The sequence below is a fragment of the Mesorhizobium sp. M1142 genome (assembly GCF_040318565.1).
GTDB lineage: Bacteria > Pseudomonadota > Alphaproteobacteria > Rhizobiales > Rhizobiaceae > Mesorhizobium.
This window is the reverse complement of record NZ_JAMYMK010000001.1, coordinates 293,738-319,250: the sequence shown is the minus strand read 5'-3', so window position 1 is coordinate 319,250 and position 25,513 is coordinate 293,738. Positions and strand designations below refer to the sequence as shown.

At 62.6% G+C, this 25,513-nt stretch carries 30 protein-coding genes and 1 tRNA gene; 10 read left to right on the top strand and 21 right to left on the bottom strand.

Annotation, left to right across the window (positions count from 1 at the left end; translation table 11 throughout):
- Positions 1-12 precede the first annotated feature (12 nt).
- Positions 13-924: a transcriptional regulator GcvA gene (gcvA, locus tag NKH42_RS01535; protein ID WP_352509359.1), complete on the bottom strand. Its 912-nt coding sequence runs from the start codon at positions 922-924 to the stop codon at positions 13-15.
- Positions 925-1,034: 110 nt separating this feature from the next.
- Here gcvA and NKH42_RS01530 point away from each other — a divergent pair, with 110 nt between their 5' ends.
- The gene (locus NKH42_RS01530; protein WP_254815832.1) at positions 1,035-1,220 is read left to right on the top strand and encodes a hypothetical protein; all 186 of its coding nucleotides are present in this window, start codon (positions 1,035-1,037) and stop codon (positions 1,218-1,220) included.
- Positions 1,221-1,295: 75 nt separating this feature from the next.
- On the opposite strand, the gene NKH42_RS01525 is transcribed toward NKH42_RS01530, so the two are convergent.
- Positions 1,296-2,255: a sugar-binding transcriptional regulator gene (locus NKH42_RS01525; RefSeq protein ID WP_023722533.1), complete on the bottom strand. Its 960-nt coding sequence runs from the start codon at positions 2,253-2,255 to the stop codon at positions 1,296-1,298.
- Between the two features lie 361 nt (positions 2,256-2,616).
- Between NKH42_RS01525 and NKH42_RS01520 the strand changes: the two genes are divergently transcribed.
- The gene (locus NKH42_RS01520; protein WP_352509360.1) at positions 2,617-3,249 is read left to right on the top strand and encodes an HAD family hydrolase; all 633 of its coding nucleotides are present in this window, start codon (positions 2,617-2,619) and stop codon (positions 3,247-3,249) included.
- Between the two features lie 22 nt (positions 3,250-3,271).
- Here the strand turns inward: NKH42_RS01520 and NKH42_RS01515 are convergent, their stop codons facing one another.
- From NKH42_RS01515 to ureC, 7 genes are all read right to left on the bottom strand, one after another.
- Positions 3,272-4,039: a class II aldolase and adducin N-terminal domain-containing protein gene (locus NKH42_RS01515; protein WP_254815830.1), complete on the bottom strand. Its 768-nt coding sequence runs from the start codon at positions 4,037-4,039 to the stop codon at positions 3,272-3,274.
- Positions 4,040-4,120: 81 nt separating this feature from the next.
- Complete coding sequence (gene ureG / locus NKH42_RS01510) at positions 4,121-4,762, bottom strand: urease accessory protein UreG (RefSeq protein ID WP_254815829.1); 642 nt, start codon at positions 4,760-4,762, stop codon at positions 4,121-4,123.
- Positions 4,759-5,199 carry a DUF3995 domain-containing protein gene (locus tag NKH42_RS01505; RefSeq protein WP_352509361.1) on the bottom strand — a complete coding sequence of 147 codons (441 nt, stop codon included), beginning with the start codon at positions 5,197-5,199 and terminating at the stop codon, positions 4,759-4,761. The genes ureG and NKH42_RS01505 overlap by 4 nt, the downstream gene beginning before the upstream one ends.
- Entirely contained in the window at positions 5,196-5,885 is a 690-nt protein-coding gene (locus NKH42_RS01500; protein ID WP_352509363.1) for an urease accessory protein UreF, read from the bottom strand. The genes NKH42_RS01505 and NKH42_RS01500 overlap by 4 nt, the downstream gene beginning before the upstream one ends.
- Positions 5,878-6,462 (bottom strand): urease accessory protein UreE, encoded by a 585-nt coding sequence (locus NKH42_RS01495; protein ID WP_352509364.1) that lies wholly within the window; start codon positions 6,460-6,462, stop codon positions 5,878-5,880. Before NKH42_RS01495 ends, NKH42_RS01500 begins: the two co-directional genes overlap by 8 nt.
- 56 nt (positions 6,463-6,518) lie before the next feature.
- Positions 6,519-7,112, bottom strand: coding sequence for a hypothetical protein (locus tag NKH42_RS01490; protein ID WP_352509365.1), 594 nt, complete (start codon positions 7,110-7,112; stop codon positions 6,519-6,521).
- 47 nt (positions 7,113-7,159) lie between these two features.
- On the bottom strand, positions 7,160-8,872 hold the full coding sequence (gene ureC / locus NKH42_RS01485; RefSeq protein ID WP_502896243.1) for an urease subunit alpha: 1,713 nt from the start codon (positions 8,870-8,872) through the stop codon (positions 7,160-7,162).
- Between the two features lie 179 nt (positions 8,873-9,051).
- Between ureC and NKH42_RS01480 the strand changes: the two genes are divergently transcribed.
- Both NKH42_RS01480 and NKH42_RS01475 read left to right on the top strand, forming a co-directional pair.
- Positions 9,052-9,435 carry a hypothetical protein gene (locus NKH42_RS01480; protein ID WP_023677006.1) on the top strand — a complete coding sequence of 128 codons (384 nt, stop codon included), beginning with the start codon at positions 9,052-9,054 and terminating at the stop codon, positions 9,433-9,435.
- A 126-nt stretch (positions 9,436-9,561) separates the two neighbouring features.
- A complete protein-coding gene (locus NKH42_RS01475; protein WP_352476984.1) occupies positions 9,562-10,056 on the top strand; it encodes a hypothetical protein in 495 nt (164 codons plus the stop codon).
- 26 nt (positions 10,057-10,082) lie between these two features.
- Here NKH42_RS01475 and NKH42_RS01470 read toward each other — a convergent pair whose 3' ends face one another.
- From NKH42_RS01470 to NKH42_RS01450, 5 genes are read right to left on the bottom strand one after another with little or no spacing between them, the layout of a single operon-like run.
- Positions 10,083-10,388 carry an urease subunit beta gene (locus NKH42_RS01470; protein ID WP_352476983.1) on the bottom strand — a complete coding sequence of 102 codons (306 nt, stop codon included), beginning with the start codon at positions 10,386-10,388 and terminating at the stop codon, positions 10,083-10,085.
- A gap of 7 nt (positions 10,389-10,395) precedes the next feature.
- Complete coding sequence (locus NKH42_RS01465) at positions 10,396-10,989, bottom strand: HupE/UreJ family protein (RefSeq protein ID WP_352477099.1); 594 nt, start codon at positions 10,987-10,989, stop codon at positions 10,396-10,398.
- A gap of 35 nt (positions 10,990-11,024) precedes the next feature.
- Positions 11,025-11,282 carry a DUF1272 domain-containing protein gene (locus NKH42_RS01460; RefSeq protein WP_254815822.1) on the bottom strand — a complete coding sequence of 86 codons (258 nt, stop codon included), beginning with the start codon at positions 11,280-11,282 and terminating at the stop codon, positions 11,025-11,027.
- Positions 11,283-11,301: 19 nt separating this feature from the next.
- On the bottom strand, positions 11,302-11,604 hold the full coding sequence (locus NKH42_RS01455) for an urease subunit gamma (RefSeq protein WP_023677011.1): 303 nt from the start codon (positions 11,602-11,604) through the stop codon (positions 11,302-11,304).
- Positions 11,605-11,632: 28 nt separating this feature from the next.
- The gene (locus NKH42_RS01450; RefSeq protein ID WP_502896244.1) at positions 11,633-12,475 is read right to left on the bottom strand and encodes an urease accessory protein UreD; all 843 of its coding nucleotides are present in this window, start codon (positions 12,473-12,475) and stop codon (positions 11,633-11,635) included.
- A gap of 202 nt (positions 12,476-12,677) precedes the next feature.
- Here NKH42_RS01450 and NKH42_RS01445 point away from each other — a divergent pair, with 202 nt between their 5' ends.
- The 3 genes from NKH42_RS01445 (at position 12,678) to NKH42_RS01435 (ending at position 14,986) form a co-directional block, all read left to right on the top strand.
- A complete protein-coding gene (locus NKH42_RS01445) occupies positions 12,678-12,932 on the top strand; it encodes an acyl carrier protein (RefSeq protein WP_352509366.1) in 255 nt (84 codons plus the stop codon).
- Between the two features lie 4 nt (positions 12,933-12,936).
- The gene (locus NKH42_RS01440; RefSeq protein ID WP_254815821.1) at positions 12,937-14,145 is read left to right on the top strand and encodes a beta-ketoacyl-[acyl-carrier-protein] synthase family protein; all 1,209 of its coding nucleotides are present in this window, start codon (positions 12,937-12,939) and stop codon (positions 14,143-14,145) included.
- Between the two features lie 136 nt (positions 14,146-14,281).
- Positions 14,282-14,986: a glutathione S-transferase family protein gene (locus NKH42_RS01435; RefSeq protein WP_352686332.1), complete on the top strand. Its 705-nt coding sequence runs from the start codon at positions 14,282-14,284 to the stop codon at positions 14,984-14,986.
- A 21-nt stretch (positions 14,987-15,007) separates the two neighbouring features.
- Here the strand turns inward: NKH42_RS01435 and NKH42_RS01430 are convergent, their stop codons facing one another.
- Positions 15,008-15,136 (bottom strand): hypothetical protein, encoded by a 129-nt coding sequence (locus NKH42_RS01430; RefSeq protein WP_302893450.1) that lies wholly within the window; start codon positions 15,134-15,136, stop codon positions 15,008-15,010.
- Here NKH42_RS01430 and NKH42_RS01425 point away from each other — a divergent pair.
- Complete coding sequence (locus NKH42_RS01425; protein ID WP_352686329.1) at positions 15,129-15,371, top strand: hypothetical protein; 243 nt, start codon at positions 15,129-15,131, stop codon at positions 15,369-15,371. The two genes, NKH42_RS01430 and NKH42_RS01425, sit on opposite strands and share 8 nt — an antisense overlap.
- 78 nt (positions 15,372-15,449) lie before the next feature.
- Here the strand turns inward: NKH42_RS01425 and NKH42_RS01420 are convergent, their stop codons facing one another.
- Both NKH42_RS01420 and NKH42_RS01415 read right to left on the bottom strand, forming a co-directional pair.
- Complete coding sequence (locus NKH42_RS01420) at positions 15,450-16,070, bottom strand: nucleoside triphosphate hydrolase (protein ID WP_254815818.1); 621 nt, start codon at positions 16,068-16,070, stop codon at positions 15,450-15,452.
- Between the two features lie 76 nt (positions 16,071-16,146).
- The gene (locus NKH42_RS01415) at positions 16,147-17,253 is read right to left on the bottom strand and encodes a hypothetical protein (protein ID WP_352686326.1); all 1,107 of its coding nucleotides are present in this window, start codon (positions 17,251-17,253) and stop codon (positions 16,147-16,149) included.
- A 249-nt stretch (positions 17,254-17,502) separates the two neighbouring features.
- Here NKH42_RS01415 and NKH42_RS01410 point away from each other — a divergent pair, with 249 nt between their 5' ends.
- Positions 17,503-18,396 carry a D-alanyl-D-alanine carboxypeptidase family protein gene (locus NKH42_RS01410; RefSeq protein ID WP_352686324.1) on the top strand — a complete coding sequence of 298 codons (894 nt, stop codon included), beginning with the start codon at positions 17,503-17,505 and terminating at the stop codon, positions 18,394-18,396.
- 9 nt (positions 18,397-18,405) lie between these two features.
- Here NKH42_RS01410 and NKH42_RS01405 read toward each other — a convergent pair whose 3' ends face one another.
- From NKH42_RS01405 to hsdR, 4 genes are read right to left on the bottom strand one after another with little or no spacing between them, the layout of a single operon-like run.
- Positions 18,406-19,581 carry a phospholipase D family protein gene (locus tag NKH42_RS01405; protein ID WP_352701049.1) on the bottom strand — a complete coding sequence of 392 codons (1,176 nt, stop codon included), beginning with the start codon at positions 19,579-19,581 and terminating at the stop codon, positions 18,406-18,408.
- Positions 19,578-21,170 (bottom strand): restriction endonuclease subunit S, encoded by a 1,593-nt coding sequence (locus NKH42_RS01400; protein ID WP_352686321.1) that lies wholly within the window; start codon positions 21,168-21,170, stop codon positions 19,578-19,580. The genes NKH42_RS01405 and NKH42_RS01400 overlap by 4 nt, the downstream gene beginning before the upstream one ends.
- Positions 21,167-22,621: a type I restriction-modification system subunit M gene (locus tag NKH42_RS01395; protein WP_352686319.1), complete on the bottom strand. Its 1,455-nt coding sequence runs from the start codon at positions 22,619-22,621 to the stop codon at positions 21,167-21,169. Before NKH42_RS01395 ends, NKH42_RS01400 begins: the two co-directional genes overlap by 4 nt.
- Positions 22,622-22,624: 3 nt before the next feature.
- Positions 22,625-25,069: an EcoAI/FtnUII family type I restriction enzme subunit R gene (gene hsdR / locus NKH42_RS01390; RefSeq protein ID WP_352686317.1), complete on the bottom strand. Its 2,445-nt coding sequence runs from the start codon at positions 25,067-25,069 to the stop codon at positions 22,625-22,627.
- 184 nt (positions 25,070-25,253) lie between these two features.
- Here hsdR and NKH42_RS01385 point away from each other — a divergent pair.
- Positions 25,254-25,330, top strand: a tRNA-Arg gene (locus NKH42_RS01385).
- The last annotated feature ends 183 nt before the right edge of the window (positions 25,331-25,513 follow it).

Below are 25,513 nucleotides of genomic sequence, written 5' to 3'. Positions count from 1 at the left end.
CTGGGATTCAGCCTATTGGCAAGCGATCTCGCTCAGGATCCAATCGCGGAAGGCGCGGATCTTCGGCACGTTGCGCCGCGCCGTCGGATAGACCAGCCAATAGGCGTGGCCGTCGTCACCGACCAGCTCAAAGGGCTGGATCAGGCGGCCGTCGGCAAGTTCGGCCTTGAACAGCGCCTTGGTGACGATCGCCACGCCGTGGCCGGCAATCGCGGCATTGGCCTCATAGGCCTGCGCGCCCATGCTGGTGCCGGGGCGCTTGGCCAGTTCCTCGACCGGCAGGCCGGCGGCGGCAAACCAGTCCCGCCACCAGATGTCGCCCGGGTCGAGGATCGGCAGCCGCAGCAGGTCGGCCGGCTCCTTGACGCCGCCGATGCTTGCCGCGAGCTTTGGACTAAGGACCGGCGTGAAATCGGCCCTGAAAAGCATATGGGTCTCGACGCCCGGCCAGTTGCCGCCGCCGGAGCGGATGGCGATGTCGATATCCTCTCTGGCAAAGTCGACAACCCTGTTCGAAGTATCGACGCGCACCGCCAGCGACGGATGCGCTACCTGGAACGAACCGAGATGCTGAGCCAGCCAATTGGAGGCAAAGGTCAGCAGCGTCGAAACGCAAAGCACGCCGTCGGCGCCGGTGCGCGCGGCGGCATAGGCGCCGCTCAACAGCGCGAATGCTTCGCTGACCGCGGGCGCTAGGCGTTGGCCGGGTTCGGTCAGCACGATCTGTTTTGGCTGGCGCAGGAACAACGGCGCACCGATGCGCTCCTCCAGAAGCTTGATCTGATAGCTTGCCGCCGCCTGCGTCATGCCAAGCTCCTGGGCGGCCTTGGTGAACGAGAGATGCCGCGCCACCGCTTCGAATACCCGGATCGCCTGAAGCGGAGGAAGCTGCGAAACCAGCTGTCGTGAACTGAGCTCCGGCATAAGCCCTCCTTATGGGCAGTGATCGACGTTTGATTGGCGGCACCGGCCGGGCCTACCGATATTCCGTATTGAAGATCAATTACGCCTAGAGATAGCGAAGGCTGACGATCATGACCACAATACAGGAAAAGCTGCTTCTTGCTCCAGCCCATGGCTGGTTTTCACGGTTGGCGCGAGGATTGGCAAGGCACGCGGCGCGGAAACGGGCCTATCTCGACGTCCGGGAGCTGCCGCCGCATCTGCAGCGCGACATGGGCTTTCTCGACGGCAACGATCCATGCGGCCGGCACCAGTAGTGACGCTCGTTTTATCGGGGATTCAGATGCGTTTCGATTTCACATGATCGTTTCCGACCGCCAGCGGCTCGGAGATCATGCGCCCGCTAGCAAGGCGGCGGCGGTCCGCTCATCGGTGATCAGGCCGTTGACCAGCCGCCGGTTGACGGCGGCGAAGATGCCCGGCAGCTTGCGGTCGCCCATGGCAAGCGCGATCACCAGCGACTTTTCGCGCGACGGCAGCGGTGCCGACGACACCCGATCATTGGTAATACCCTCGATCATACGGCCGTCACGATCGAACACCCAGCCGACGATCTCGGCGACGCCGCCGGCCTTCTGCAACGCCTTTAATTCACCCTCCGAAATGAAGCCGTCCTCGTAAAGCGGCGCCTTCGGGCCGAGATCGCCTATGCCGACAAAGGTGACGTCGGCCTCGGCCGCAAGCGCCAGCGTCGGCTGGATCATCGGCTGGCTCAGCAGCATCTCGCGCTCCTCCGGCGAGGAGGCGATGACCGGCAAAGGCATCGGAAACGAGCGCGCCTTGACCCTGTCGGCCATGGTGAAGATGACGTTGTAGAAGGCGGCCGAGCCGTCCGGCGAGATGTTGCCGGTCAGCGATACCACCTTGTGCTGCGGGCATTCCATCGGCGGCAGTTGCTCGATCGCGGCCTTCAGCGTGCGGCCGGTGCCGATCGCCATGACGATCGGCGTCGGCGACCGCAGCCGCCGTTCGATCTCGGCCGCCGCCGCCTCGGCGACGCCGATGACGGTAGAGGAAGAAGAAGGGTCGCTGGGCACCACCTCGACCAGATCAAGCGCAAAGCGCGATTTCAGCCGTGCCGCAAGGTCGAGGCAATTGGCGATCGGATGGTCGACGCGCACCTTGATCAATCCTTCGGAGACTGCGAGCGACACCAGCCGCTGCGCCGTCTGCCGGGAGATGCCAAGCGTGGCGGCGATCTGGTCCTGGGTGTTGCCGGCAACGTAATAGAGCCAGCCGGCGCGCGCCGCATCGTCCAGCCTGTTGCCGCCGCTATCCTGCCGCGAATTCAAGTTCCTGCCTCCCAACCCCGCCGGGCATAAGAGGCGGAGCGCCGTAGTTTCGCAGGGAATGAACTTGCGCGCAATTGCCTATTGCAAGAGCAATTGCTTAGGGCTGAGACTTGGGTATTTGGAGCGAAGTGGCGGGTCGACCCAGTCTCGTCGCAACAGCAAGGCTGTGGAGGTCGCACAATCTCGGTCCAAAGCGCGTCGCGTTCAATCGGGCTTATGCGATGCGCTTTAGACTCTTGCTTTCTATGCATGTCCGTATCGCAAAACCGCTGCACACTGTTGCGCGACATGCATTAGCGGGACGCCGCGGTTTATCTCCTGCGCCAAACGCTTTAAGGGATTTTTGAGAATGGAGCCTTGCATGACGCCGAAAGCGGTTTTCTGGGATATGGACGGCACGCTGGTCGACAGCGAGCCGCTGCACGAAGCGGCGCTGATCGCGGCGCTGCACAGTGTCGGCATCGTACCGCCGGCCGACCTGCATGAGCGCGTGCTCGGCATCGCCGCATGGCCAGTCTACGAAATGCTGCGCGACGAGTTCGGCCTCGACCTGCCTTTCGACGACTGGATCGTGCGCAAATACGATCACTATCTGCCGATGGCCCAAACGCTGACGCCGCGCAGAGGCGCGATCGAGATCTTCAACGAGCTGCGCGCGCTTGGCGTACCGCAAGCGGTGGTCTCCAACTCGGACAGGCTGATCGTCGATGCCAATCTGCGCGCCGTCGGCCTCGTCTATCCCGGCATGAAGACGGTCAGCCGGAACGACGTGCGTGAAGGCAAGCCGCATGCCGAACCTTTCCTGCGCGCCGCCTGGCTGGCCGACGTCGATCCCACCGAGGCCGTGGCGGTCGACGACAGCGTGACCGGCGCCACGGCGGGGCTGGCAGCGGGAATGAAGACGATCTTCTGGCCAGAGGCGCCCATGGAGGGGCCGCCGGGGGCGATAATCATCAACAGCGCCGACGAATTGCGAGCCGAACTCGGGCTTTAAGCCAGGCCCGGCGGGACCGCGCTCAACTCCGGTAGGCAGGCTCCTGCTCGTCGAGGATCGCCTTCAGTTCGGAAAGGTGGCGTTCGGCCTGGCCGGGATAGTCTTCCTGTTCCCTTGCCGCCTTTTCGGCGATCTCATCCGACAGTACCCGCAGCGGCCGCCCGGTCCACAGCGCCTTGATATAGGTTTCGGCGGCGCGCTCGAAATAGAACATGCGGTTGAAGGTGTCGGCGACGCTGTCGCCGATGACCAGCACGCCATGGTTGCCCATCACCATCACCTTGACCTTCGGGTCGACAAGAAGCTGCGAGCAGCGCTCGCCCTCTTCCTCGAAGGCCAGCCCGCCATAATGAGCGTCGACGACATGGCGGTTGAAGAAGATTGCCGAGTTCTGGTCGACCGGCGGAAGCGTCGAGTCGGCGAGCGAGGCAAGCACGGTGGCGTGGATCGAGTGGACATGCATGACGCAGCGCGCATGACGCACATTGCGATGAATGGCACCATGCAGGCCCCACGCCGTCGGATCGGGCGCATTCGGGCCGGAGAGCGTGCCGGGATCGTTGGCGTCGATCAGAAGCAGATCGCTCGCCTTGATGCGCGAGAAATGCACCTGGTTGGGATTCATCAGGAATTGCGAACCATCGTCGTTGACGGCCAGTGAGAAATGATTGGCCACCGCCTCGTGCATGTTGAGCCGCGCCGTCCAGCGGAAGGCGCAAGCGAGGTCGACGCGCTCCTCATAGAACGGCAGGTTGGTCAGCACTTCCTTCTGCAGGCGCGTGATGCTCATCGTAAACCTCCGTGAAAGAAGCAAGGATGCCGCGCGGCTGGAACACGCGCAACCGGTTTCGTTTGGTACAGGCGAGCGCCGTTATGCCGCCGTGCTGGTGGCCGCGCCGACCCGAAGCCCGCCATGCTCGACGATGAAATCGATCACCTCCTGCAGCCCCTTGCCGCGCGACAGGTCGGTGAAGCCGAACGGCCGCTTGCCGCGCATGCGGGCAGCGTCGCGTTCCATGATGTCGAGATTGACGTTCACATAGGGCGCAAGGTCGCTCTTGTTGATGACCAGGAAATCGGACCGGGTGATCGCCGGTCCGCCCTTCCTCGGGATCTCCTCGCCCTGGCAAACCGAGATGACATAGAGCGTCAGGTCGGCAAGGTCCGGCGAGAAGGTGGCGGCGAGATTGTCGCCGCCCGATTCGATGAAGACGATGTCGAGATCGGGGAATTTTCTGGTCATCTCGGCGATCGCCTGCAGATTGATCGAGGCGTCCTCGCGGATGGCGGTGTGCGGACAGCCGCCGGTCTCGACGCCGACGATGCGATCCTCGGGCAGGGCCTGCAACCTGGCCAGCATCATGGCGTCTTCCTTGGTGTAGATGTCGTTGGTGACGACGGCAATCGAAAACTCGTCACGCAGTGCCTTGCAGAGCTTTTCGGTAAGCGTCGTCTTGCCCGAGCCGACCGGGCCGCCAATGCCGATGCGAAGAGGACCATTGGGCGATATCATGCGGGGAACTCCGTGACGGCAAGAATGGCGAACCCAAGCCCGATCAGCAGGCACAGCGGCGAATAATAACGCAGATCGAGCCGCGCGAAAGGCTGTTCGGGCGTTAGCCGGCGCCACCACGGCGTGAAGCCGGCAATGCCGCGCGCCAGGAAAACCAGCGCGATGAGCAGCGACGTGGCGGCAAGCCCGGCCTTGGGAAAGGGCGTAGCAAAGATGCCCTCGAGCGCCATCGGCCACAGTGTCGCCAGGCCAAGGCAGGCGGCAACGGCGAAGCTGGCGAAGGGTGCCGGCATTTCGTCGACGCCATGAAAGCCAATGACGGCGCGGGCGCAGGAGGCGACATCCCTGCCCGGCCAGATGCCGCCAATGCCCCAATAGACATGCAACGCGGTGATCAGCAGCAGGACGAGCGAGAGGGCGAAAGCGAGGACGATCATGAGCGGAACAGTCGCGAATACTGGGTCTCGTGCTTCATCGCCGTGATGTCGGAGATAAAAGCGCAGCCGCCGAGATCATCGAGGGTCGAGCCGGCAGCGCGGGCTGCGGTCGCCAAGGCTAGTGGCTCGAAGCCGGCGAGCAGCGCGGTGGCGCCGGTCTGGCCGACGACGCCGAGCCGGATCGCGGCCTGAACGAGGTTTGAGAAGAAGGCCTGCAGGAAGGCGGCCAGGGCGTCCCGCAGCGAAATGCCGTGATCGCCGGCAACAGCGCCGACGGCAACGCAATAGGCACATTCGGTCGGCAGGCGATCCAGCACCTGGCACGGCCAGGCGGAGGCTGCTTTCAGGAAAGCGGCGCCCTGCAGCATCGTCTCGGCATGACGCTCGCGCGAGCCTGCCAGAGCTTCGGCAAGGGTGACGATTTGATCGAGATCGCCGGTTTCGCGCGCCCTGCGCCAGCTTTGGGCAAACAGCACCGCATCATTCCAGCCCGAACCCATCTCGACGAGCGTTTCCAGCCACGCGGCGAGATCTTTGCTGTCGGCAACCAGCCCGGCATGCACGGCCTGTTCCAGGCCATGGCTGTAGGAAAAGCCGCCGACCGGGAAGGAAGGCGACAGCCACGCCATCAGCCGCAACAAAGCAATGTTGGAAGGCTGGGCAACGCTGGAAGGCCGGTCAGTCATGGTCATGGTCGTGCGAATGGCTGTGGGAATGCGAATCGCTATGGCTATGGGAATGCGCTTCGGCGTGGCTGTGCGCATGTGCCTCGGCATGGGCATGGCCGTGCCCGCCATGCGCGGAATAGGCGCCGCGCACCGGCTTGAACGGTTCGGAGACGTCGCTCACAATGGCGCCCAATCCCTCCAGCATCGCCTTGATGACATGGTCGCGCAGGATGAGGATGCGGTTAGCCTCGATGGCGGCGGCGAGATGGCGGTTGCCGATGTGCCAGGCGAGCTCGGCGAGATGGATCGGGTCGCTGCCCCTGATATCGTAGAGCGGCTCTTCGGCCGCGATGATCTCGATGTGGCGGCCATCCTCCAGCACCAGCCGGTCACCATGGTTCAACGTCACCGGTTCGGGCAGGTCGACCAGCACCTTGTCGCTACCGGCCGTTTCGATGGCACGACGGCGCAGATGCCGCTCGTCATGGGCAAGCACCGCCCGGTCGTATGGCGTGGTGGTTCCGGCTTCGCCTGCGGCCAGGACGGCGACTGCGCGCGGGAATTTGGTGAAGTCGGTGCGAATATCGAGCTTCATGTAAAAACTGCCTCTCCCAAAAGCCTAGCCTATCGCGTCCGCCGCCCCAATGGCGCTCAAACAATCGTGTCGAAGAGCCGCAGGATAAACGATACCTGATAGACGAGCGCGCCGGCGACAAAGGCGATGTGAAAGCGGCGGTCGCGCAGCAGGACCGCAATGACGCAAAGCGCGACGAAAACCGGCGTGCGGATCAGATATTCGACGCCGAAATGGGCGAAATGCGCCGGCCCTTTCAGCAGCGTGTCGACCACGTCGAGCAGATAGGTCGCCGCCAGCAGGCCGAAGAACCAGGCCCGGCGCGAATAAAAGAAATCCTCATAGCTAGTGTAGTCCAGCATCGAGTCCGGAAACAGCAGCGCGCAGAGCAGGAACAGCGTGACGGCGTAGAAGATGATGAACAGGTATTTGCCGAAGGTCCAATTCTCGATCTGGAAGAGGCCGAACTCCCACCACCAGAAATGCACCAGCATCAAAAGCACCGACGCAACCCAGGCGAGGTGCACGGGATAGAGCCGGTACTGGCCGGGATGCTGGACGATGCGGGCGAGCCCCGACAGCAGGCGGGTGACGCCAAGGCCGATCACCATGCCCAGGACAATGCGGATATGCGGGAAGATGTCGTGGGCGTAGGGGAGTTGCTGGTCCATAGGCCTGGCGCGGCATGTTCTACATCGGTCGTTCTAACGCCTAGGGTTCAGAACAGGAAGTAGCGTTGCGCCATCGGCAGCACCGTTGCCGGCTCGCAGGTGAGCAATTCACCGTCGGCGCGGACCTCATAGGTCTCCGGGTCGACCTCGACATGCGGCGTGGCGTCGTTGAGCACCATCGAATGCTTGCCGATGCCGCCGCGGGTGTTCTCGACGGCCACCATCTGCTTGTCGACGCCGAGCCTGCCGCGCAGGCCGGCGTCGAGCCCGGCCTTCGAAACGAAGGTCACCGACGAATTGGTCATCGCCTTGCCGTAGGCGCCGAACATCGGCCGATAGTGCATCGGCTGCGGCGTCGGGATCGAGGCGTTGGGATCGCCCATCGGGGCGGCGGCGATCATGCCGCCGATCAGCACCATGTCCGGCTTGACGCCGAAGAAGGCCGGGTTCCACAGCACAAGGTCGGCGCGTTTTCCGACCGCCACCGAGCCGATGTCCTTCGACAGGCCATGCGCGATGGCCGGATTGATGGTGTATTTGGCGATGTAGCGGCGGACGCGGAAATTGTCGTTGTCGCCGGTCTCCTGCGGCAGCGAACCACGCTGGCGCTTCATCTTGTCGGCGGTCTGCCAGGTGCGGATCGCCACTTCGCCGACGCGGCCCATGGCCTGGCTGTCCGACGAGATGATCGAGAAGGCGCCGATGTCGTGAAGAATGTCTTCGGCGGCGATGGTTTCCTTGCGGATGCGGCTTTCGGCAAAGGCGATGTCTTCGGGGATCGACGGCGACAGATGGTGACAGACCATCAGCATGTCGAGGTGCTCGGCCAGCGTGTTGACCGTGTAGGGACGCGTCGGATTGGTCGAGGACGGAATGACGTTGGGCAGACCGCAGACCTTGATGATGTCAGGCGCGTGGCCGCCGCCGGCGCCTTCGGTGTGGAAGGCATGGATGGTGCGGCCCTTGATCGCCGCGACCGTGTTTTCGACGAAGCCGGACTCGTTCAGCGTGTCGGTGTGGATCATCACCTGCACGTCGTAATCGTCGGCGACCGACAGGCAGCAGTCGATTGCAGCCGGTGTCGTGCCCCAGTCCTCATGCAGCTTCAGCGAGCAGGCGCCGGCGAGCACCATCTCCTCGAGCGCGGCAGGTAGCGACGCGTTGCCCTTGCCCGACAGCCCGATATTCATCGGGAAGGCGTCGAAAGACTGGATCATGCGCGCCAGATGCCACGGCCCCGGCGTGCACGTGGTCGCCAGCGTGCCGTGCGCCGGGCCGGTGCCGCCGCCGAGCATGGTGGTGATGCCCGACATCAGCGCTTCCTCGATCTGCTGCGGGCAGATGAAGTGGATATGCGCGTCGAAGCCGCCGGCGGTCAGGATCTTGCCTTCGCCGGCGATGATCTCGGTGCCGGGACCGATGATGATGGTGACGCCGCCTTGGGTATCCGGATTGCCGGCCTTGCCGATCGCGACGATGCGGCCGTCCGTCAAGCCGATGTCGGCCTTGACGATACCGGCGGTGGCATCGACGACCAGCGCATTGGTGATGACGGTGTCGACCGCGCCTTGCGCGCGTGAAACCTGGCTCTGGCCCATGCCGTCGCGGATGACCTTGCCGCCGCCGAATTTCACCTCCTCGCCGTGAACGGTGAGATCCTTTTCGACCTCGATGAACAGCTCGGTGTCGGCGAGCCGGACTTTGTCGCCAACGGTCGGGCCGTACATCTGCGCATAGGCGGCGCGGGTGATTTTAGCCATCAGCAATTGCTCCCGAAATACAGCCCGAAAATACCGCTTGTCGAAGGCGGGCCCCACATTGCTGCCATCCTATGTTCACGCAATGACCCGCTGAGCGACACTTTCCGATCCCATTTGGCGTTTGAGGTGGCCGGGTCACCCCAAAACGACCATTTGCCAATCGATGGAAAGGAACATCCATGCGCAAAACGACCCTTCTGGCAGCCGCCGCCACGCTGGTGCTCGCAACCGCCGCCAGCGCCCAGCAACAGCCTGCGCAGCAGCCCAGTCCGGCGCCGGCCGCGCCTGCTCCTGCCGCGCCCGGAGCGCAGCCACAGGCGCCCACCATCCAGGCGATCAACGTCGTCGACATCAAGGATCTGCCGGCGGACACTCAAGCCAAGGTCAACGAGGTGATCGCCAAGCGCAGCGACGCCGATCTGCAGAAACTGCGCGGCTCGATCGACGCGACACCGCAGGTCAAGTCCGCACTCGAAGCCAAGGGGCTCACCTCGGCGCAGGTGATCGCCGCCAGCATGAGCACCAATGGCGCGCTGACGCTGATCACCAAGAAAGCGAGCTGACGAGACAAGGCGGCGGGCCGGCGCCCGGTCAGCCCGCCGCCTCGCAAAGGGAACCTTCACGGGGGACGTTTCGTTTCGGTCCTGTCGCCCTGACACAAGCCTCGAAAAGGACCCTGAGAACGAGCGATGGCGATCACCACCTTCTCCGACACCAGATGGCTGCATGGCATTGCCGCGACCGCGTTTCTGGCCGCCAGCATTCCGCACGCCGCGCTGAACGCGCAGAGCCTCGACAGCGCCGAGACCGTCAACCGGATCGTCGGCTCGGAGGTCGGCCAGGAGGAGACCAAGACAAATGCGGAAGCCGGCAAGGTCAGCTCGGCGATCGACCGCACGCGTGAGAACATCGCTGCCGTGCGAAAGACATCCAAGCTCGACAAAGTCGATATCGTGTTTCTTACCGACGCCGCGCGCACCGAAGGCGGCCCGCCGCCGGCGATCGAAAGCAAGGTCAGGCAACATCGGGACGACATTGCCGAGCTGCGCAAGGAGATCGAGGCGAACGCATTGCTGTTCAACGCTATCGACTCGCGGCGAGTGCAGACCGAGGACGTTCTGGCGGTTGAATTCGACGATTCGGGAAAGGTCGTCATCTATGCGGCGGCCAAGCCGCCCGGCTGAGCCGAAACTGCTCGACGCCTTCGATCTCACAGCTTGCCCATGATCTTCTGCTGAAATCCGTAGACCTCGCGCTTGCCGCCGAACGGCACTAGCGTAACATCGCGCTCCTGGCCGGGCTCGAAGCGCATCGCGGTGCCGGCGGCGATGTCGAGGCGCATGCCCCGCGCCTTGTCGCGATCGAATCTCAGCCCTTCATTGGTCTCGAAGAAATGATAGTGGCTGCCGACCTGGATCGGCCGGTCGCCGCTGTTGGCCACCTTCATGGTGACCGTCGGCAGTCCCTTGTTCAGTTCGATCTCGCCGCTTGCCGTGATGATTTCGCCGGGGATCATCACTGCCTCACAGGATGCCGAAGGCGAGGCCGGCGCCAATCGCGGCACAGGCGGCGCCAGCGGCGCGGGCAAGCCCACTGAAGCGCCAGCCGAGGCCGAGACCAGCCGTGATGCCGACGGCATGGAGCAACGCGGTGGCAACGGCAAAGCCTGCGGTATAGCCAAGCCCAGCGGCATTTTCAGGCACCTCGGTGCCGTGGGCGTAGCCATGGAACAGCGCAAACAGGCCGATGACGGCGACGCCGGCCGAGACGGGAAGATCGACGGCGAGCGCAACCAGCAGCCCGAGTGCCACGACGGACGCCAATATGGCCGGCTCGACGAAAGGCATCGGCACATGCAGCATGCCAAGCGCGCCGCCGGCCAGCATGACGCCGACGAAAGCCAGCGGCCATGCCCAGATCGCCTTGCCGCCCCTGAGCGCCGCCCATAGGCCGACGACAATCATCACCGTCATATGATCGAGGCCGGAGAGCGGGTGGGAGAAGCCGGCGGTGAAGGACGAAACCGTGCCGACGCCGACATGGGCATAGGCCGGCATAGCTGCCGCCAGCAGCAGGGCCGCCGACAGCGTCGTGCATTTCATCGTAGCGGGGATCATCGGCGTAGCTTCCATCTTCGAGATCATCATGCCTCTCACGCCGCCTTGCGGGCCGGACCGCAGCCTTCTGCCTTGAGGACGCGCTTGGTCGAGGCCGGATATTTCGTCAGCAGCGCTGCCGGACGGATCGGGCGGGCCGAGAAGTTGCCGCCGCAATTCGGGCAGGCGCCGCCGAGCACGTTTTGTGCGCAGTCGGCGCAGAAGGTGCATTCGAAGGTGCAGATCACCGCGTCCGTCGCATCGGGCGGCAGATCCTTGTCGCAGCATTCGCAGTTCGGACGCAGCTGAAGCATTTTCCTCTCCTTGGCGGTTTTATCTGATCGGCTCGTGCACGGTCACCAGCTTGGTGCCGTCTGGAAACGTCGCCTCGACCTGCACATCGTGGATCATTTCGGCAATGCCTTCCATCACCTGGGCCCGGGTGACGACGTGGGCGCCGGCCTCCATCAGCTCGGCGACGGCGCGGCCGTCGCGGGCACCCTCGACGACGAAATCGGTTATCAGCGCGATCGCTTCCGGATGGTTGAGCTTGACGCCGCGTTCGAGCCGCTTGCGGGCCACGATCGCCGCCATGGCGATCAGCAGCTTGTCTTTCTCCCTCGGCGTCAGATTCATGCGTTTTCCTGCAGTGGCACAATCGAAATCAGAGTGACCATAATTTGGGCAGGCCCGCCCGTCCGTTGAGCAATTCGACAAGCGGCACCAGCCGCTTGCGGAGCTGGTAGCCGTCCTCGGCGAACAGCCGAGCAAGAAGCTTGCCAGATTTCCGCACGCTCCAGAAACTGACGCCGCCCTGGCCGCCGACCATGGCCCGGGCCGGCTCGAGCAAAGCTTCTGCCCGCGGCGACACCATCAGCAGCGTCGCCACCGCGATGCCGCCGCCGGCAACCGCCGGACGATTCAAGGTGGCGGCAATGTCGGGGCCGATGCGAAACTCCTCGGCGTGAATCAGCGCCCCGTCCTGGCGGACGCGCCAGCGGTCATGGAATTGGCCTTGCGAAGCCCGTTCACCCATGGCCAGGCGGCCGAAGACGGTAGCTTCCAGGATCAGCGCATCGGCTCCGGCGGCAAGCTCCACGTCAAGCGTGCGGGCAAAGGCCGAGCGGTCGAAGACGATGGTTTCCTGCGGCAGCCAGGCAATGCGGCCGCCTTCGCCGGCGCTCAGCTGCACCCGCACTTCGGCGCGGTCGGATGCGGCGCGGTAGATTTTCTCGCAGGCCTGCGTCGTTATCGTTGCGGACGCGCCGGCACCGACATCGACCTCCCAGGCGAGACGGTCGCCACCGGTCAGCCCGCCGGCAGTGTTGATCAGGACGGCTTCGAGCGGACCGGCCGAGACTGCCGGCATGCGGATCTTGGCCGAGCCGTCCTGGTACAGGCGCCGAAGACGCGTGCGGCCTCCGTTCCAGTCGCAGCCAAGCCGTGCAACGCCGGCAACGCGCTGGGCCGGCGGCACTGAGGTCAAGCTATATGCGATCGTGTCCACGACACCAACGTTAAGCACTGCGGCGGCTTTGTCGATATATAGCTTGTTGCTTGACAGCGTTTCGGTTTCTATAGAGGGAGCCACCTTGGTACGGTCACCGGCGCCTGGCGGGGGTAAAAGGCGACGATGACGACGTAATCGAGCACAAAAGGGGCGCTGATCAGTTGGCGTCGGGAAACGACAGAGTTGGGGAAGAAACCGAATGGCTGACCAGCTGGCAAACGATATCATCGCCAAGATCAAGGCTCATGCCGAGCCGGGCGGCGAGGAAATCACCACCGGTACCGAACTGACCGCGCTTGGCATCCATTCGCTGGAACTGACGGAGATCATCTTCGATCTCGAGGAAGAGTATGGCATCGAAATCGAGATGAACACGGTCGATGCCTGGAGCAATCTGAAGAATGTCGGCGACATGGTCGAGGCGGTTCGCGCGCTGATCGCGAAAAAAGCCTGACTGAATGCACAAGCGGATCGTCATCACGGGCATCGGCGGGTTATGCGGCCTCGGCACCAATGCACCGGCAATCTGGAATGAGATGCGCGCCGGCCGTTCGGCAATCGGCGCGATCGACAATCCGCTGCTGCATGATCTGAAGGTCAAGGTCGGCTGCGAAATCAAGGCGCTTCCCGAGCACGGCATCGACCGCAAACAGGTCGTGTCGATGGACCGCTTCAGCCTTCTGGCGACGATCGCCGCGCGGGAGGCGGCACAGCAGGCGGGATTGAACCCGCACGCGGCCAACACCTACCGGATGGGCACCATCGTCGGCGTCGGCGTCTGCGGCTGGGAGGCAATCGAAGAGAACTATCGCGCCATCCTGCTCGAAGGCAAGAACCGCGCCGGCATCTTCACCGTACCGAAAGTAATGCCGGGCGCAGCCGCCGGCCATGTCAGCATGAATCTTGGTCTGCGTGGACCGGTGTTCGGCATCACCTCTGCCTGCTCGTCATCCAACCACGCCATTGCCTCCGCGGTCGATCAGATCAGGCTCGGCCGGGCCGACGTCATGGTCGCCGGCGGCACCGATGCGCCACTGGTCTGGGGCATCCTCAAGGGCTGGGAAGCCCTGCGGGTATTGTCGCCGGACACCTGCCGGCCGTTTTCGGCCGACCGCCAGGGGCTCGTGCTCGGCGAAGGCGCCGGCATGGTAGTGCTGGAAACGTATGAGCATGCCATGGCGCGCGGCGCCGCTATTCTTGCCGAAATCGCCGGCGTCGGCCTTTCCGCCGACGCCTCCGACATCGTCGCGCCAACTATCGAAGGGCCTGAGGCGGCGATGCGCTTCTGCCTCGTCGACGCCGGGCTCAATCCGGAGGACGTCGACTATCTCAACGCGCATGGCACCGGCACCAAGGCCAACGACCAGATCGAGACGGCGGCGATCAAACGCGTGTTCGGCGACCATGCCTACAAGCTTTCTGTCTCCTCGACCAAATCGATGCATGCCCACTGCCTCGGCGCATCCGGCGCGCTGGAAATGATCGCCTGCGTGATGGCGATCCGCGAAGGCATCGTGCCGCCGACCGCCAATTATCGGGAAGCCGACACCGACTGCGATCTCGACATCACGCCGAACGTGGCACGCGAGCGCGCGGTGCGCACCGCGATGAGCAACAGCTTCGCCTTCGGCGGCACCAATGCGGTGCTGGCGGTCAAGGCCGTGTGACCACACCCTTTGCGGGCCTTTCACCGGGGCCGGTGAAACTTTCCATGCGCATATTGATCGCGCCAGGCGTCGCGCCTAACTCACTGCGACCCGCCATGACCATGCCGCTCGGCGCGGTCCCCGACCAGGAGTTTCGATGACCGATCTGTCCGCGTTTCCGATCGCCAGGCGCTGGCCGGCGAGCCACCCCGACCGCATCCAGCTTTATTCGTTTCCGACGCCGAACGGGGTGAAAATATCGATCGCGCTGGAGGAACTTGGCCTGCCCTACGAGCCGCATGCCGTCGACATCGGCAAGAACGAGAGCTGGACGCCGGAATTCCTGTCTTTGAACCCGAACGGCAAGATCCCGGCGATGATCGATCCGGACGGCCCGGGCGGCAAGCCGATCGGCCTGTTCGAATCCGGCGCCATTCTGCTTTATTTCAGCGACAAGACCGGCAAGCTGGTCCCGGCAGACGCAACGCTGCGTTACGAGACGATCCAGTGGGTGTTCTTCCAGATGGCTTCCATCGGGCCCATGTTCGGCCAAGTCGGTTTCTTCCACAAATTCGCCGGGCGCCAAATCGCCGACAAGCGCCCGCTCGAGCGTTATCGCGACGAGTCGCGGCGGCTGATCGGCGTCCTCGAAACGAGGCTCAAGGGCCGCAACTGGATCATGGGCGACGATTACACCATCGCCGACATTTCGATGCTTGGATGGGTGCGCAATCTGATCGGCTTTTACGAGGCGCGGGACCTCGTCGGTTTCGACGATTTCCCGGGCGTGGGCGCATGGCTGGAGCGTGGCCTTGCCCGGCCGGCGGTGCAGAGGGGCCTCACCATTCCGGCCAGAGCCTGATCAGAACCCTGACTGCCCCGGCTATTTTGCCTTGGTCCGGGGTTTCGAGCCGCCCTTGCCGACTACGGAAGCGGCAAGCGACGCCGCACCTTTGGCGGTCGCAAGCACGGCACCGGCGGCGACATTGGCCGTTGCCTTAACGGTGCGCATTGCGCTGCCTGCGATCGATCCTCTGCTGCTTGCCGACCTTTTGGCCTTGGGTGCAGCGGCTTTGGCCGCGGCAGGCATCACCTTTTTCGGCGCCGCCTTGCCAAAGCTGGGCTTTGCCGCATCCTTGGAGTGGGCCGCTCCTGCCGGGCCGGCGCTGGTTTTCGCTCGAGTGATTTTTGATCGTGTTACCTTGCCCTTGGCGGGCGCAGGCTTTCTTGCCATGGTTTCCATCTAACCGTTCCCTCATGCAATTGCCGTGTCCGGGATAACGGCCTGAAAGTGTTAAGGTTCCGGCCGAACAGTCCTTACCAGATCAGGCCTGTCCACCGACCACCAGGTCGGCGGGCCGCCGACGGGCAAGCACGCGGTCGATGTTCGGCATGTCGTTGGAAGCAATCCAGGCGCGCGCGTCCTGGTCGGACCGGCCGTGCTCGTGCCATCGCTCGAGCAGTCGGCGCTCGAGCTCGGCGCGCGGCACGTCGACGAAGATAGAGTAGTCGAACAGCGGCGCCAGCCGCGTCCATGGCTCTTCGTCGAGCAGCAGGTAATTGCCTTCGACCAGGATGAATTTGGTCTCGGCGGCGATGATCGCAGCGGCAGCGCGCGACAGCTCCATGCTGCGGTCGAACACCGGGATGGCGATATCCGGCTCGCCAGCGCGGATGCGCTTCAGCAGCGCTTCGAAGCCGGCAAAATCAAAGGTTTCCGGGGCACCTTTTCGCTGGCGAAGGCCGCGCCGCTCGAGCACGACGTCATCGTAGTGGAACCCGTCCATCGGCACGACTTCCGCCGTGCCTTCCGGCAGCAGGTCATGCAAGCCTGCCGACAATGTCGACTTGCCGGCGCCGGGCGGACCCGCAATGGCAACAATGAAGCGCGGCGCCTTGCCGGCGCGCTTGAAAATGGTAGCGGCGAGATGGGCGATCTCAGACATTGGCATCCGTTAAGATGGTTCTGGCGCATTTTGGCGGCAGTTTTCGAAAATTTCAAACGCGGCTTGTGCCAGGCCTTCAATCGGGCCTGGACTGGCTGATCCGCAGGAAATCGTTGTCGAAGCCGATGTCGCGCTCGGCACCGTCAGCCGCCAGGATGCGCATGCGGCCCGGCGAGGTCGTGACGTCGCGCGGCGGCTCGCCGGATGGCCATGGCAGTGCGCCGATGACATGGCGGAACGAAAAGCGGCGCCCTTCAGCAAGGGCAAAGGCGGTCGCCACGCCTTCATGCTTCAGCCAGTTGTCGCCGAGCGACGCGGCATGGCCGACGGCCGTGCGGCCGTCCTCGATGCCGAGCACGCCGCGGTGGCGGCCGCTCCATGGCGCGTAATCGCGCCCGCCATTGCTGACCCACAGCATGGTGACCGGCAGTTCGGCCGGGTTCTTCAGCACCAGCACGAGGTCGGCTTCCGCCTGGCGCGCCAGCGCGGTCCAGCCCGGTCCGCCATGGTCGGCCTCGACCAGCGTGACGAAGTCCTCACGCAGCTGGTCCATGCGATAGGCGGTCAGGTCGATCGTGCCGCCGTCGGCGGCGGGAAAGCGCGTCAGGTCGGTGCTGCGCGCCGGGTAGGCGAGCAAAGAGCGGCCGCGGGCCGGATCGGGCTCCGGCGGCTCGTTCGGCGTCGCGGCAAGGCGCTTCGGCGAGAACGCCAGCCTGCCGCCGGCCTTCATCACCGTCATCGGATGGTGGGCGACCGGAATGGCGCCGGCCCCGCCGGAAAAGACGTGCTCCTGATAGAGAAAGGGATGATCGTCGCGCACGATCAGGATCTTGTCGACGCTCGCGCCCATGACCGGGCGCTGCAGCCGCAAGACGGCGCGCCAGCCATCGACCGTTGCCGCGCTGTCGACGACGTCCCAGCGACTATTGGCCGGCCAGCCATGCAAAGGTGCCTCTTCGACGTCGCTGATCGAGAACGGCGCGCAGAGGAAATCGCCGGACAGGTGGACCGTACCTTCAGGCAGATCTTTCGGCAGCGTCTCGCGCGGCTCGCCGACCCAGGGTGCGCGATGCAAAGGGTTCAGCCGAAGGCCATCGATATCGACCGCCATGTCGGCGAGATGGCCGACGGCAAGATCGACCGATACCGAAATGCCTTTTGCCGTGATCGTGACCGTATCCATGTGCACCTACCGATTCTGCCAGCCCGAATTCAGGCGGCCCGATTCTGCCGGCGCCAGCAAAGCCCACTCGCCGCCGGTTGCGCAAGCGTGGTGGCCGGCAATTCCCCTCAGCCGGCTCGGCACAGCGGCCACGTGGGCCTGTGGACAGGGCACCAATCCAGGCCCCGACCGATATTAACCAAATGGACTGCGCCTTTGCGGTAAGATAGCTTCGCCTCGTCTCGGAAACAGCCTGCCTTCGGAACCGACTTGTCCGCCTTGCGCTTCTTTTCGCTCATCCACAATTACGTCGCGGTGCTGGCGCTGCTGCTGTTTGCCGCCGGCTGCACGACGGTGACGCCGCCCGACAGCGTGCTGGCCGTGCCGGCGCCGCCGCAGAAATATGCCGCGATGGTCATCGACGCCGGCACCGGCAAGACGCTGTTCGAGGTCAATTCCACGGCGCCACGCTATCCGGCGTCACTGACCAAGATGATGACGCTCTACCTTCTTTTCGAGGCGCTGGAGTCGGGGCGGATCAGCAAGGAGACGCAAATTCCGGTGTCGGACTACGCCGCGCGGCAGCCGCCGACCAAGCTGCGGTTCAGGCGCGGCGAGACGATCGACGTCGATTCGGCGATCCGCGCCATCGTCGTCAAATCGGCCAATGACGTGGCGGTCGCCGTTGCCGAATATCTCGGCGGCAGCGAAGAGGCGTTCGCCGGCATGATGACCGCCAAGGCGCGCCAGATCGGCATGAGCAGCACCGTCTTCCGCAACGCCTCGGGCCTGCCGGATGGCGACCAGCACACGACGGCGCGTGACATGGCGGTGCTCGGCATGGCGCTGCACACCCGCTTCCCGCAGCATTTCCACTATTTCTCCGACAGCGACTTCATGTTCCGCGGCAGGCTGGTGCGCGGCCACAACGACATGCTCGGCCGGGTGCGCGGCGTCGACGGCATCAAGACCGGCTACATCAGAGCTTCGGGCTTCAACATCGTTACCTCCTATAATGCAGACGGGCACAGGCTGATCATCGTGGTGATGGGCGCCGACAGTGCGCGCCAGCGCAACGACCATGTCGAGGCGCTGATCCAGCGCAGCCTGTCGACGGCGACGGCGAACGCGACGACGCGGCTGCTGTATGCCGAGCAGCAGTGAGAGGTTGGTCTACGGATATGGCCGGACGTTATCCGGCCAATCAAGTTTGTCGAGTTCATCCTGAGGCACTTTGCCATGCTGGTCGAACGCGGCCTGCAATCGCTCACTAAGCCACGATGTGCCTTGGTTAGAAAGCTCAACCGCTGCTTGTTGTTGGTAAGCCTTTCTCGGATCAGTGTTCCCTTCGCCACGTGATGCATTGCGCTTCGTCGACGCGAACGAATTTGCGCCGAGAGCACCCATGAGTTCGTTGAGAGAGATGCCGTTGGCCATCGTGCCTGCAACAAATTCGGCATGGTGGACGCGAATATAGCGGGACCACGTTGCTTTCCAATCGCGGTGAGTAATGTCTTCGGGCGTGGCATCGTCTCGTGCCGGCACATGATGCATGCCTATCGCAAGCCCAAAAACCCGGATGTCATTCGGATCGTATGTCAGTCGTGCGATGAAGATCACCGCATCGTCCTTAACCATTCGCGGCCGCTTTGTGGCGGGGTATGCGACAGCCCAATGGCAACCAGATCGCTCTATTTCCTCGATCGTGGGGAATGCTAATGGAACCCGATTGTCGCCCTCACCAAGAAACTTCACAAATGCCTGGGGAGCATCGGCAACATTTATGGGCAAGGTTGCCGGAGAGTCGACTATCCCTGCGTCGGCGCCAAAGTCGCCGAGGCCGATGGGGAGATTTGGGCGCCCGCCTTTCGCTCGATGGTGCGTCACCGTTTCGTCCCATTTATCGAGCTGCTGGACCGTAAGGTCGGCACCGCTGCGCATCCAAAGATCATCGAAATAGCGGCGGCACGCCGCGATGATTTCTGCATCTTGGGAAACCAAGCCGAACTCGTGGTTTCGGGTGAGCGCGGCCTCCGTCAGATTGGCAGATGTCACGATCGCTCTGTTTGATCCGAACAGGTACATCTTAGCGTGCAGGTTCCTGACGCCGCGCACCGTCCCTCCGACCTCCAGCAGCCGCCGCAGGGCCACAACGTCGCTGACGCCTTCCGCGAAATCTGACAAATTGAACCGGGTGATAGCCTGAACGGTTTTCGGACCCGCTGAAAGCAAGCGTCGCAATGCGCCCGCTTTTATAAACGGGGAAATGATCCGCAACTCGCTTGCATCCTCGCGAATGGCCTCGGCGACTTCCCGCGACCAACCTGAGTCGACGAGCCTTGTCGTCATTCCGCTGCCTGCAGTTCTCGATTCTCGACCGGCGCTAGCGCTTCGGCCAGCAGCGCGTCGAGGAGGCGCCGGCGGGTGGCGGCGGTAGTATTGAGGCTCGCCTCTAGCCGGTCGCAGAGCGCCATCAGCGCATCAACCTTTGCGACGATGCGGTGCTGCTCGGCGAGGGGCGGGATCGGGATCGGAAGCGGCTTCAAGTTGGCCGCCTTGATGCCCTTGGCCGTCATGCCGGTTGCGTGCTTGTCGATCAGCGACTGCATCAGATCGCTCATCACCGCGAACATCAGGAACTTTGTATCAATCATCGCATATGGCTGAAAGCAGATGGCGCGTTGCGCGAGTGCAAATGGTTCCTGGATATCGTTCAGGCAGATGTTTGCGAGCGGCGCCTCCGTGGTGAAGAACAAGTCGCCGATCTCGGGGAAGCCGCGCTTCATCCACGTCTTGAAAGTCACCTTCGATATGTATTCGCGCGGCTCACGGTTCAGGTAGCCCATGCGAATGTTCTTCGCGGTGATGAGTGGGATTCCTTCATCCGTCTTGGGAGGCGTGTTCCCGCGATAGTCGATGAACAGAAAGAGGTTCTCGAATGATTGAACGGCCCATCCCGAGGGAAGCGCCATTTCGAGTTCGTCGGGCGTCGGATCGGGCTCCATCTTGATCCGTGCGTCGCCGGTCTTCTTCTTCCGTTCAGCCTTTGCCTTCGCGATCCGCTTCAGCAGTTCCGACGCTGGTTCGTCCTTCTCGTCCTGCGGCACCAGCTTGCCGCGCACGGCGAGGTTGAGGATGGTCTGGCGCAGGGCATTGATCTGGTCGGGGCGCGTGGTGAGGGCGGGCAGCGCGTCGAGGACGAAGCGGGCGTCGGCCAGGAAGGTTTCGGCATCAAGCGCGTTGAGGCGGGCGAGGCTCGACGCCGTCAACCTGTCGCGTAACCCCTCGCGGTTTCCCCGCCCTGCCGCCAGCCGATCGCAGAGACCCATCAGCTCATCGACCTTGGCGACTATGCGGTGCTGCTCAGCGAGGGGTGGGAGGGCGATTATCTGCTCGTATGCGTCGGAACGGCTTAAGCCGGGTTTCACGCCCTTTCCGAGCTTGTCCAAATCGAGAGCCGCAAGCGCGTTTAACAGAAATCGAAGATTAAGGAATAGCGGAGACTCGACGAAGTAGGCAACGTCGGTCGTCCACGACGGGCCATCGCAGAGAGTCAAGGCACCAGCTGATCCTTTACGGCCTACGATGATCGAAGGGCGCACCGTCAGTGGTTCATCGGTGAAGCCGACGATCCCATTTGAACCGAACACGGGCACTGGGCCTTCGTCTAATCGTTCGCTTGCCTTCAAGCCTTTGCCGTATTGGAAATCTAGGATCGAACCGACCTTGGCTCGACGCCATCCTTGCGGCAAATCGGATTGATCTAGTTTCTCCTTTGCGATCCGCTTCAGCAATTCCGATGCCGGTTCGTCGTTCGTATCTTGCGGGACGAGTTTGCCGCGCACCGCCAGATCGAGAATGAAGCGGCGCAGCCGTGCGATCGCGTCGGGCGCGTCGGCGATCTTCTCGTAATGCGCCAATAGCCGTTGCGCATTCATCGGGCCAGCGCCTCGGCGAGGATCGCCTTCAACTGATCCCGCAATCCCACCGTTTCGGCTTCGGCGCGGGCGAGGTCGGCCAGCAGCGTTTCCGGGTCGCCATGATCGTCCGCCACCGCGTGCGGGTTCTTGATGTCGAGATTGTAGCCGCGCGCCTTGACCTCCTCGGCCGTGACGCGCCACGCCTGCGGCGTCTCCTCGCGGCCCTCGCGATCCTTGCCGCCCCACCAGTCAATGCAGCCCTCGAAATGCTCCAGCCGGATCGGCTTTGTCATCGAATAGGCTTTCTGGCCTTCCGGCACGCGATGCTCGTAGAACCAAATGTCTTTCGTTGGCGCGCCCTTCTCGAAGAACAACAGGTTAGTGCCGATCGATGCATAGGGCTTGAACACGGAATTGGGCAGGCGGACGATGGTGTGGAGGTTGCACTCCTCCATCAGATGTTCCTTGAGCCGCGTCTTCACGCCCTCCCCGAACAGCGTGCCATCGGGCAGAACCACGGCGGCGCGACCATTCGGTTTCAAGAGGCGCACGATCAGCGCCAGGAACAGGTCCGCCGTTTCCTTGGTACGGAAGGTCGGAAAATTGTTCTCGATGCCGTCTTCCTCGCGCCCGCCGAAGGGCGGATTGGTGACGACGATATCGACGCGCTCGTCCTTGCTCCATGAAATCAGCGGGCGGGCCAACGTGTTGTCGTGGCGCACGAAGCTCGGGTCCTCGATGCCGTGCAGCAGCATGTTGGTGACGCAGAGCATGTGCGGAAGCTGCTTTTTTTCCACCGCGCGAAGTGCGCCCTGCATCGTCTCACGCTGCGCGGGCGTGCGGACGTAGCCTTTTTCCATGTGACGAATAGCGCAGGTGAGAAAGCCACCCGTGCCGCAGGCAGGATCGAACAGCGTTTCTCCTGGGCGCGGGTCAATGCGATCAACCATGAAGGCAGTCACGGCGCGCGGTGTATAATATTCGCCGGCATTGCCTGCCGATTGAAGATCATTCAGCAACTGCTCATAGAACTCGCCGAAGTGCCGCCGCTCGTCGAGATTATTGAAATCAACCTCGTTGATCTTGTTTAAGACCTGCCGGATGAGGTGTCCGGATTTCATGTAATTGTACGCGTCCTCGAACACGTCGCGCACTACGCGGCGCCGGTCGCCCGGTTTTCCAGTGAGCTGCAGGCCTTTCAATGCAGGGAAAAGTTCATCATTGATGAAATCGAGCATGGCTTGCCCGGTGATGCCTTCTGGGTCGGCCGCCCAGTTGCGCCACTGGAGTTTTTCCGGAATCGGCGAGTGGTAGCCGTCCTTAGTCAGTTCAAGTTCTTGATCCTGGTCGTCGATGATCTTGAGGAAGAACATCCAACACAACTGGCTGATGCGCTGTGCGTCGCCATCAACGCCAACATCCTGGCGCATGATGTCCTGGATGGATTTGACAGTGGTGCGGACAATCATTGGCTATGCGATCTCCTGGTAAAGGGCGTCCTGCATTTCGTGGACGGCCTTTTCAAAGCCCTCCTTGCCGCCGAACGCCTTGATTAGTTGGACGACGCTGCCCATCGCAGTGAAGGGCGTCACCTTCAGCACGTTGGCGTCGTCGAGATGGATTACGCCTTCGTCCCGATATTTTTCGAGCAGCGCATCGAGCACGGCCCGGGCTTGTGGCCCGTATTTGGTGAACACGTCGCGCTTCTTGACGTTTTCGGCACGCTCGCGGCGTGTCAAAAGTTTCTTGTCGAATGCCACGTGGCAGATCAGATCGAAGGGATCGAGGTTCTTGCCCAGTTCATCTGCGATGGCGTCAAGCGCCAGGCCCTCGGCTTCCAGTTCCTCAACGATCGCGTGTTTGCGTTCAGCAGATTTCCAGCGTCTGAGGAAATCGTCGAGACTGGCGAAACGCTTCTTCAACGCCGTCTTAGTGAAATCGCGCAGGCTTTCGGTGACGAGCTTGCCGTTCTCGTCAAGATATTCGACGCGCTCGGCGACGATGCGGGCGCCGACGCCGTCCACGTAAATCTTGCGCACGTGGTTGCCCGGCGGTAGCGGAACGCCCGGCTGATCGATTATGGTTTCGCTATCGCCCGGTTCGTATGGCGCTTGATCACCTTCACCAAGACCGACGACAGTATCGTCGGGCGGTGTGATCGGATCGTCTTCGCTGGGTTCGTAAATCTGCACCGGATCCCCATCGAATTCTGGGTCAGCGAAATGATTGGTCGCGCCACGAAAGTCGATCAACGTGAAGTAGAATTTCTTGGTATCCTCGTGAACGCGGGTGCCGCGCCCGACGATTTGCTTGAACTCGGTCATCGACCCTACCGTGCGATCGAGCACGATTAGCCGACAGGTCTGCGCGTCAACCCCGGTGGACAAAAGCCGCGAGGTCGTGACTAGAACGGGATACTTCGATTCCGGGTCAAGGAAATTGCCAAGCTGGTCCTGGCCATCGCTGTCACCGCCGGTGATCCGCATGACATATCGGTGGTTCTCGTCGCAAAGATCCTTGTTCTCGTTGATGAGTGCCTGTCGCATACGCGCTGCGTGCTCCCGGTCAACGCAGAACACGATGGTTTTCTGGAAGCGGTCGCCGGTTTCCTTTAGAAATTCGGTGACCTTCTTGGCGGTAAGCAAAGTGCGGTCGTCAAGAACCAGCGTCCGGTCGAAATCCTTAGCGTTATAGATTCGATCCTCGACTTCGTTACCATCTCGGTCGAGTTGCCCAAGTTCCGGGCGATAGCCCTCAATGTCGCGATCGATGTGGACCTTGATGACTTTGTAGGGTGCAAGGAAGCCGTCACTGATGCCCTGGCGCAATGAATAGGTGAAGATTGGCTCGCCGAAATAATCGGCGTTTGAAACGTATTCCGTTTCTTTCGGCGTGGCAGTCAGGCCGATCTGCGTTGCACCGGAAAAGTGGGTGAGGATTTCGCGCCACGCGGAATCCTCGGCCGCGCTGCCGCGATGGCATTCGTCGATGACAATTAGGTCGAAGAAGCCGGGGGAGAACTCTTTGTAGAGCTTCTGGCGCTCCTCCGGTCCGGTGATCGCTTGATAGAGACCGAGATAGACCTCGAAGGCGGTGTCGATGCGCCGCTTCCTGTCGAGCGCCAGTGTCAGATCGACCGTGGTGCCGTCCTGCCGCTCAATGGTCTTTGCGTTCGTCGAAAGCTTCGCCATCGCCGCGCCGAACGGGCGGAAGTCGTTCACCATCGTCTGGTCGATCAACACGTTGCGGTCGGCAAGGAAGAGTATGCGTTTCTTGCGACCCGCCTTCCACAGGCGCCAGATGATCTGAAATGCCGTGTAGGTCTTGCCCGTCCCCGTCGCCATGACGAGCAGCACGCGATCGCGCCCCTTGGCGATGGCCTCGATCGCGGCATTGACGGCGTTTACCTGATAATAGCGGGGTGCTTTGCCGCTGCCGTCGTCGAAATAATCCTGAAGCACGATCTGTTCTGCTTCCGGGTCGAGGCCCTTCCAGGCGCGATAGCGTGCCCAAAGATTGGCGGGCGACGGAAAGGCGTCCATGCCGAGGTTCGCCTCCTTGGTGTCGCTCTGGCCCGTGCGGTCGTGAAAGACGAAACCGTCGCCGTTTGAGGAAAAGACGAAAGGGATGTCCAGCGTCGCGGCATAGTCGAGGCCCTGCTGGATACCATCGCCAACGCCGTGGTTGTTGTCCTTCGCTTCGATCAAGGCGATGGGGATATTCGGCTTATAGTAGAGAACGAGGTCGGCTTTTTTTGCCTTGCCACGCGTCACCAGCTTGCCACGTACGATAATGCGGCCCTTGGTGAAATAGACCTCCTCCCGAACCTGCAACATCTCGTCCCATCCGGCGAGCTTAACGGCGGGCAGAATGAATTTCGTGCAGATGTCGCGTTCGGTGAGGCTTCGTTTGTCCATTAATTGATATCCCCCTCCTTGGCTCTATTGGGTAAGCTCAATCCGATCAAGAGCGCGGTTCAAAACGTTGACCGGATTTCGTGCAAACTCCACTTGCCCGTTGAAGCCCGGCCCGGCTTCCGCTAAGAAGCCGGGGCTGGCCGGTTTACCGGCTGGTTCGTTTTCCGGATCGCCGATCCTGAAGGCACCCGTAGCTCAGCTGGATAGAGCGCTGCCCTCCGAAGGCAGAGGTCACAGGTTCGAATCCTGTCGGGTGCGCCAATTTAAACATAAATATCAGATATTTAGGCGACGATGATTTTGGCAAGTGTCCTCGCTCTTTTTGCGCGGAAGCACTACGGAAGCACAAGAGATCGTACCAATTTCGCTGCAAACCCTCTTGTGGAAAAGATGCCATCGAAGTCTGCTCGATGATGACGCGTTGACCGAGGGCCGCCCATTTCG

Coding starts and splice junctions, on each gene's coding strand:
- gcvA (WP_352509359.1), bottom strand. CDS start 924: ATGCCGGAGCTCAGTTCACGACAGCTGGTTTCGCAGCTTCCTCCGCTT.
- NKH42_RS01530 (WP_254815832.1), top strand. CDS start 1,035: ATGACCACAATACAGGAAAAGCTGCTTCTTGCTCCAGCCCATGGCTGG.
- NKH42_RS01520 (WP_352509360.1), top strand. CDS start 2,617: ATGACGCCGAAAGCGGTTTTCTGGGATATGGACGGCACGCTGGTCGAC.
- NKH42_RS01515 (WP_254815830.1), bottom strand. CDS start 4,039: ATGAGCATCACGCGCCTGCAGAAGGAAGTGCTGACCAACCTGCCGTTC.
- ureG (WP_254815829.1), bottom strand. CDS start 4,762: ATGATATCGCCCAATGGTCCTCTTCGCATCGGCATTGGCGGCCCGGTC.
- NKH42_RS01505 (WP_352509361.1), bottom strand. CDS start 5,199: ATGATCGTCCTCGCTTTCGCCCTCTCGCTCGTCCTGCTGCTGATCACC.
- NKH42_RS01500 (WP_352509363.1), bottom strand. CDS start 5,885: ATGACTGACCGGCCTTCCAGCGTTGCCCAGCCTTCCAACATTGCTTTG.
- NKH42_RS01495 (WP_352509364.1), bottom strand. CDS start 6,462: ATGAAGCTCGATATTCGCACCGACTTCACCAAATTCCCGCGCGCAGTC.
- NKH42_RS01490 (WP_352509365.1), bottom strand. CDS start 7,112: ATGGACCAGCAACTCCCCTACGCCCACGACATCTTCCCGCATATCCGC.
- ureC (WP_502896243.1), bottom strand. CDS start 8,872: ATGGCTAAAATCACCCGCGCCGCCTATGCGCAGATGTACGGCCCGACC.
- NKH42_RS01480 (WP_023677006.1), top strand. CDS start 9,052: ATGCGCAAAACGACCCTTCTGGCAGCCGCCGCCACGCTGGTGCTCGCA.
- NKH42_RS01475 (WP_352476984.1), top strand. CDS start 9,562: ATGGCGATCACCACCTTCTCCGACACCAGATGGCTGCATGGCATTGCC.
- NKH42_RS01470 (WP_352476983.1), bottom strand. CDS start 10,388: ATGATCCCCGGCGAAATCATCACGGCAAGCGGCGAGATCGAACTGAAC.
- NKH42_RS01465 (WP_352477099.1), bottom strand. CDS start 10,989: ATGATCCCCGCTACGATGAAATGCACGACGCTGTCGGCGGCCCTGCTG.
- NKH42_RS01460 (WP_254815822.1), bottom strand. CDS start 11,282: ATGCTTCAGCTGCGTCCGAACTGCGAATGCTGCGACAAGGATCTGCCG.
- NKH42_RS01455 (WP_023677011.1), bottom strand. CDS start 11,604: ATGAATCTGACGCCGAGGGAGAAAGACAAGCTGCTGATCGCCATGGCG.
- NKH42_RS01445 (WP_352509366.1), top strand. CDS start 12,678: ATGGCTGACCAGCTGGCAAACGATATCATCGCCAAGATCAAGGCTCAT.
- NKH42_RS01440 (WP_254815821.1), top strand. CDS start 12,937: ATGCACAAGCGGATCGTCATCACGGGCATCGGCGGGTTATGCGGCCTC.
- NKH42_RS01435 (WP_352686332.1), top strand. CDS start 14,282: ATGACCGATCTGTCCGCGTTTCCGATCGCCAGGCGCTGGCCGGCGAGC.
- NKH42_RS01430 (WP_302893450.1), bottom strand. CDS start 15,136: ATGCGCACCGTTAAGGCAACGGCCAATGTCGCCGCCGGTGCCGTGCTT.
- NKH42_RS01420 (WP_254815818.1), bottom strand. CDS start 16,070: ATGTCTGAGATCGCCCATCTCGCCGCTACCATTTTCAAGCGCGCCGGC.
- NKH42_RS01415 (WP_352686326.1), bottom strand. CDS start 17,253: ATGGATACGGTCACGATCACGGCAAAAGGCATTTCGGTATCGGTCGAT.
- NKH42_RS01405 (WP_352701049.1), bottom strand. CDS start 19,581: ATGACGACAAGGCTCGTCGACTCAGGTTGGTCGCGGGAAGTCGCCGAG.
- NKH42_RS01400 (WP_352686321.1), bottom strand. CDS start 21,170: ATGAATGCGCAACGGCTATTGGCGCATTACGAGAAGATCGCCGACGCG.
- NKH42_RS01395 (WP_352686319.1), bottom strand. CDS start 22,621: ATGATTGTCCGCACCACTGTCAAATCCATCCAGGACATCATGCGCCAG.
- hsdR (WP_352686317.1), bottom strand. CDS start 25,069: ATGGACAAACGAAGCCTCACCGAACGCGACATCTGCACGAAATTCATT.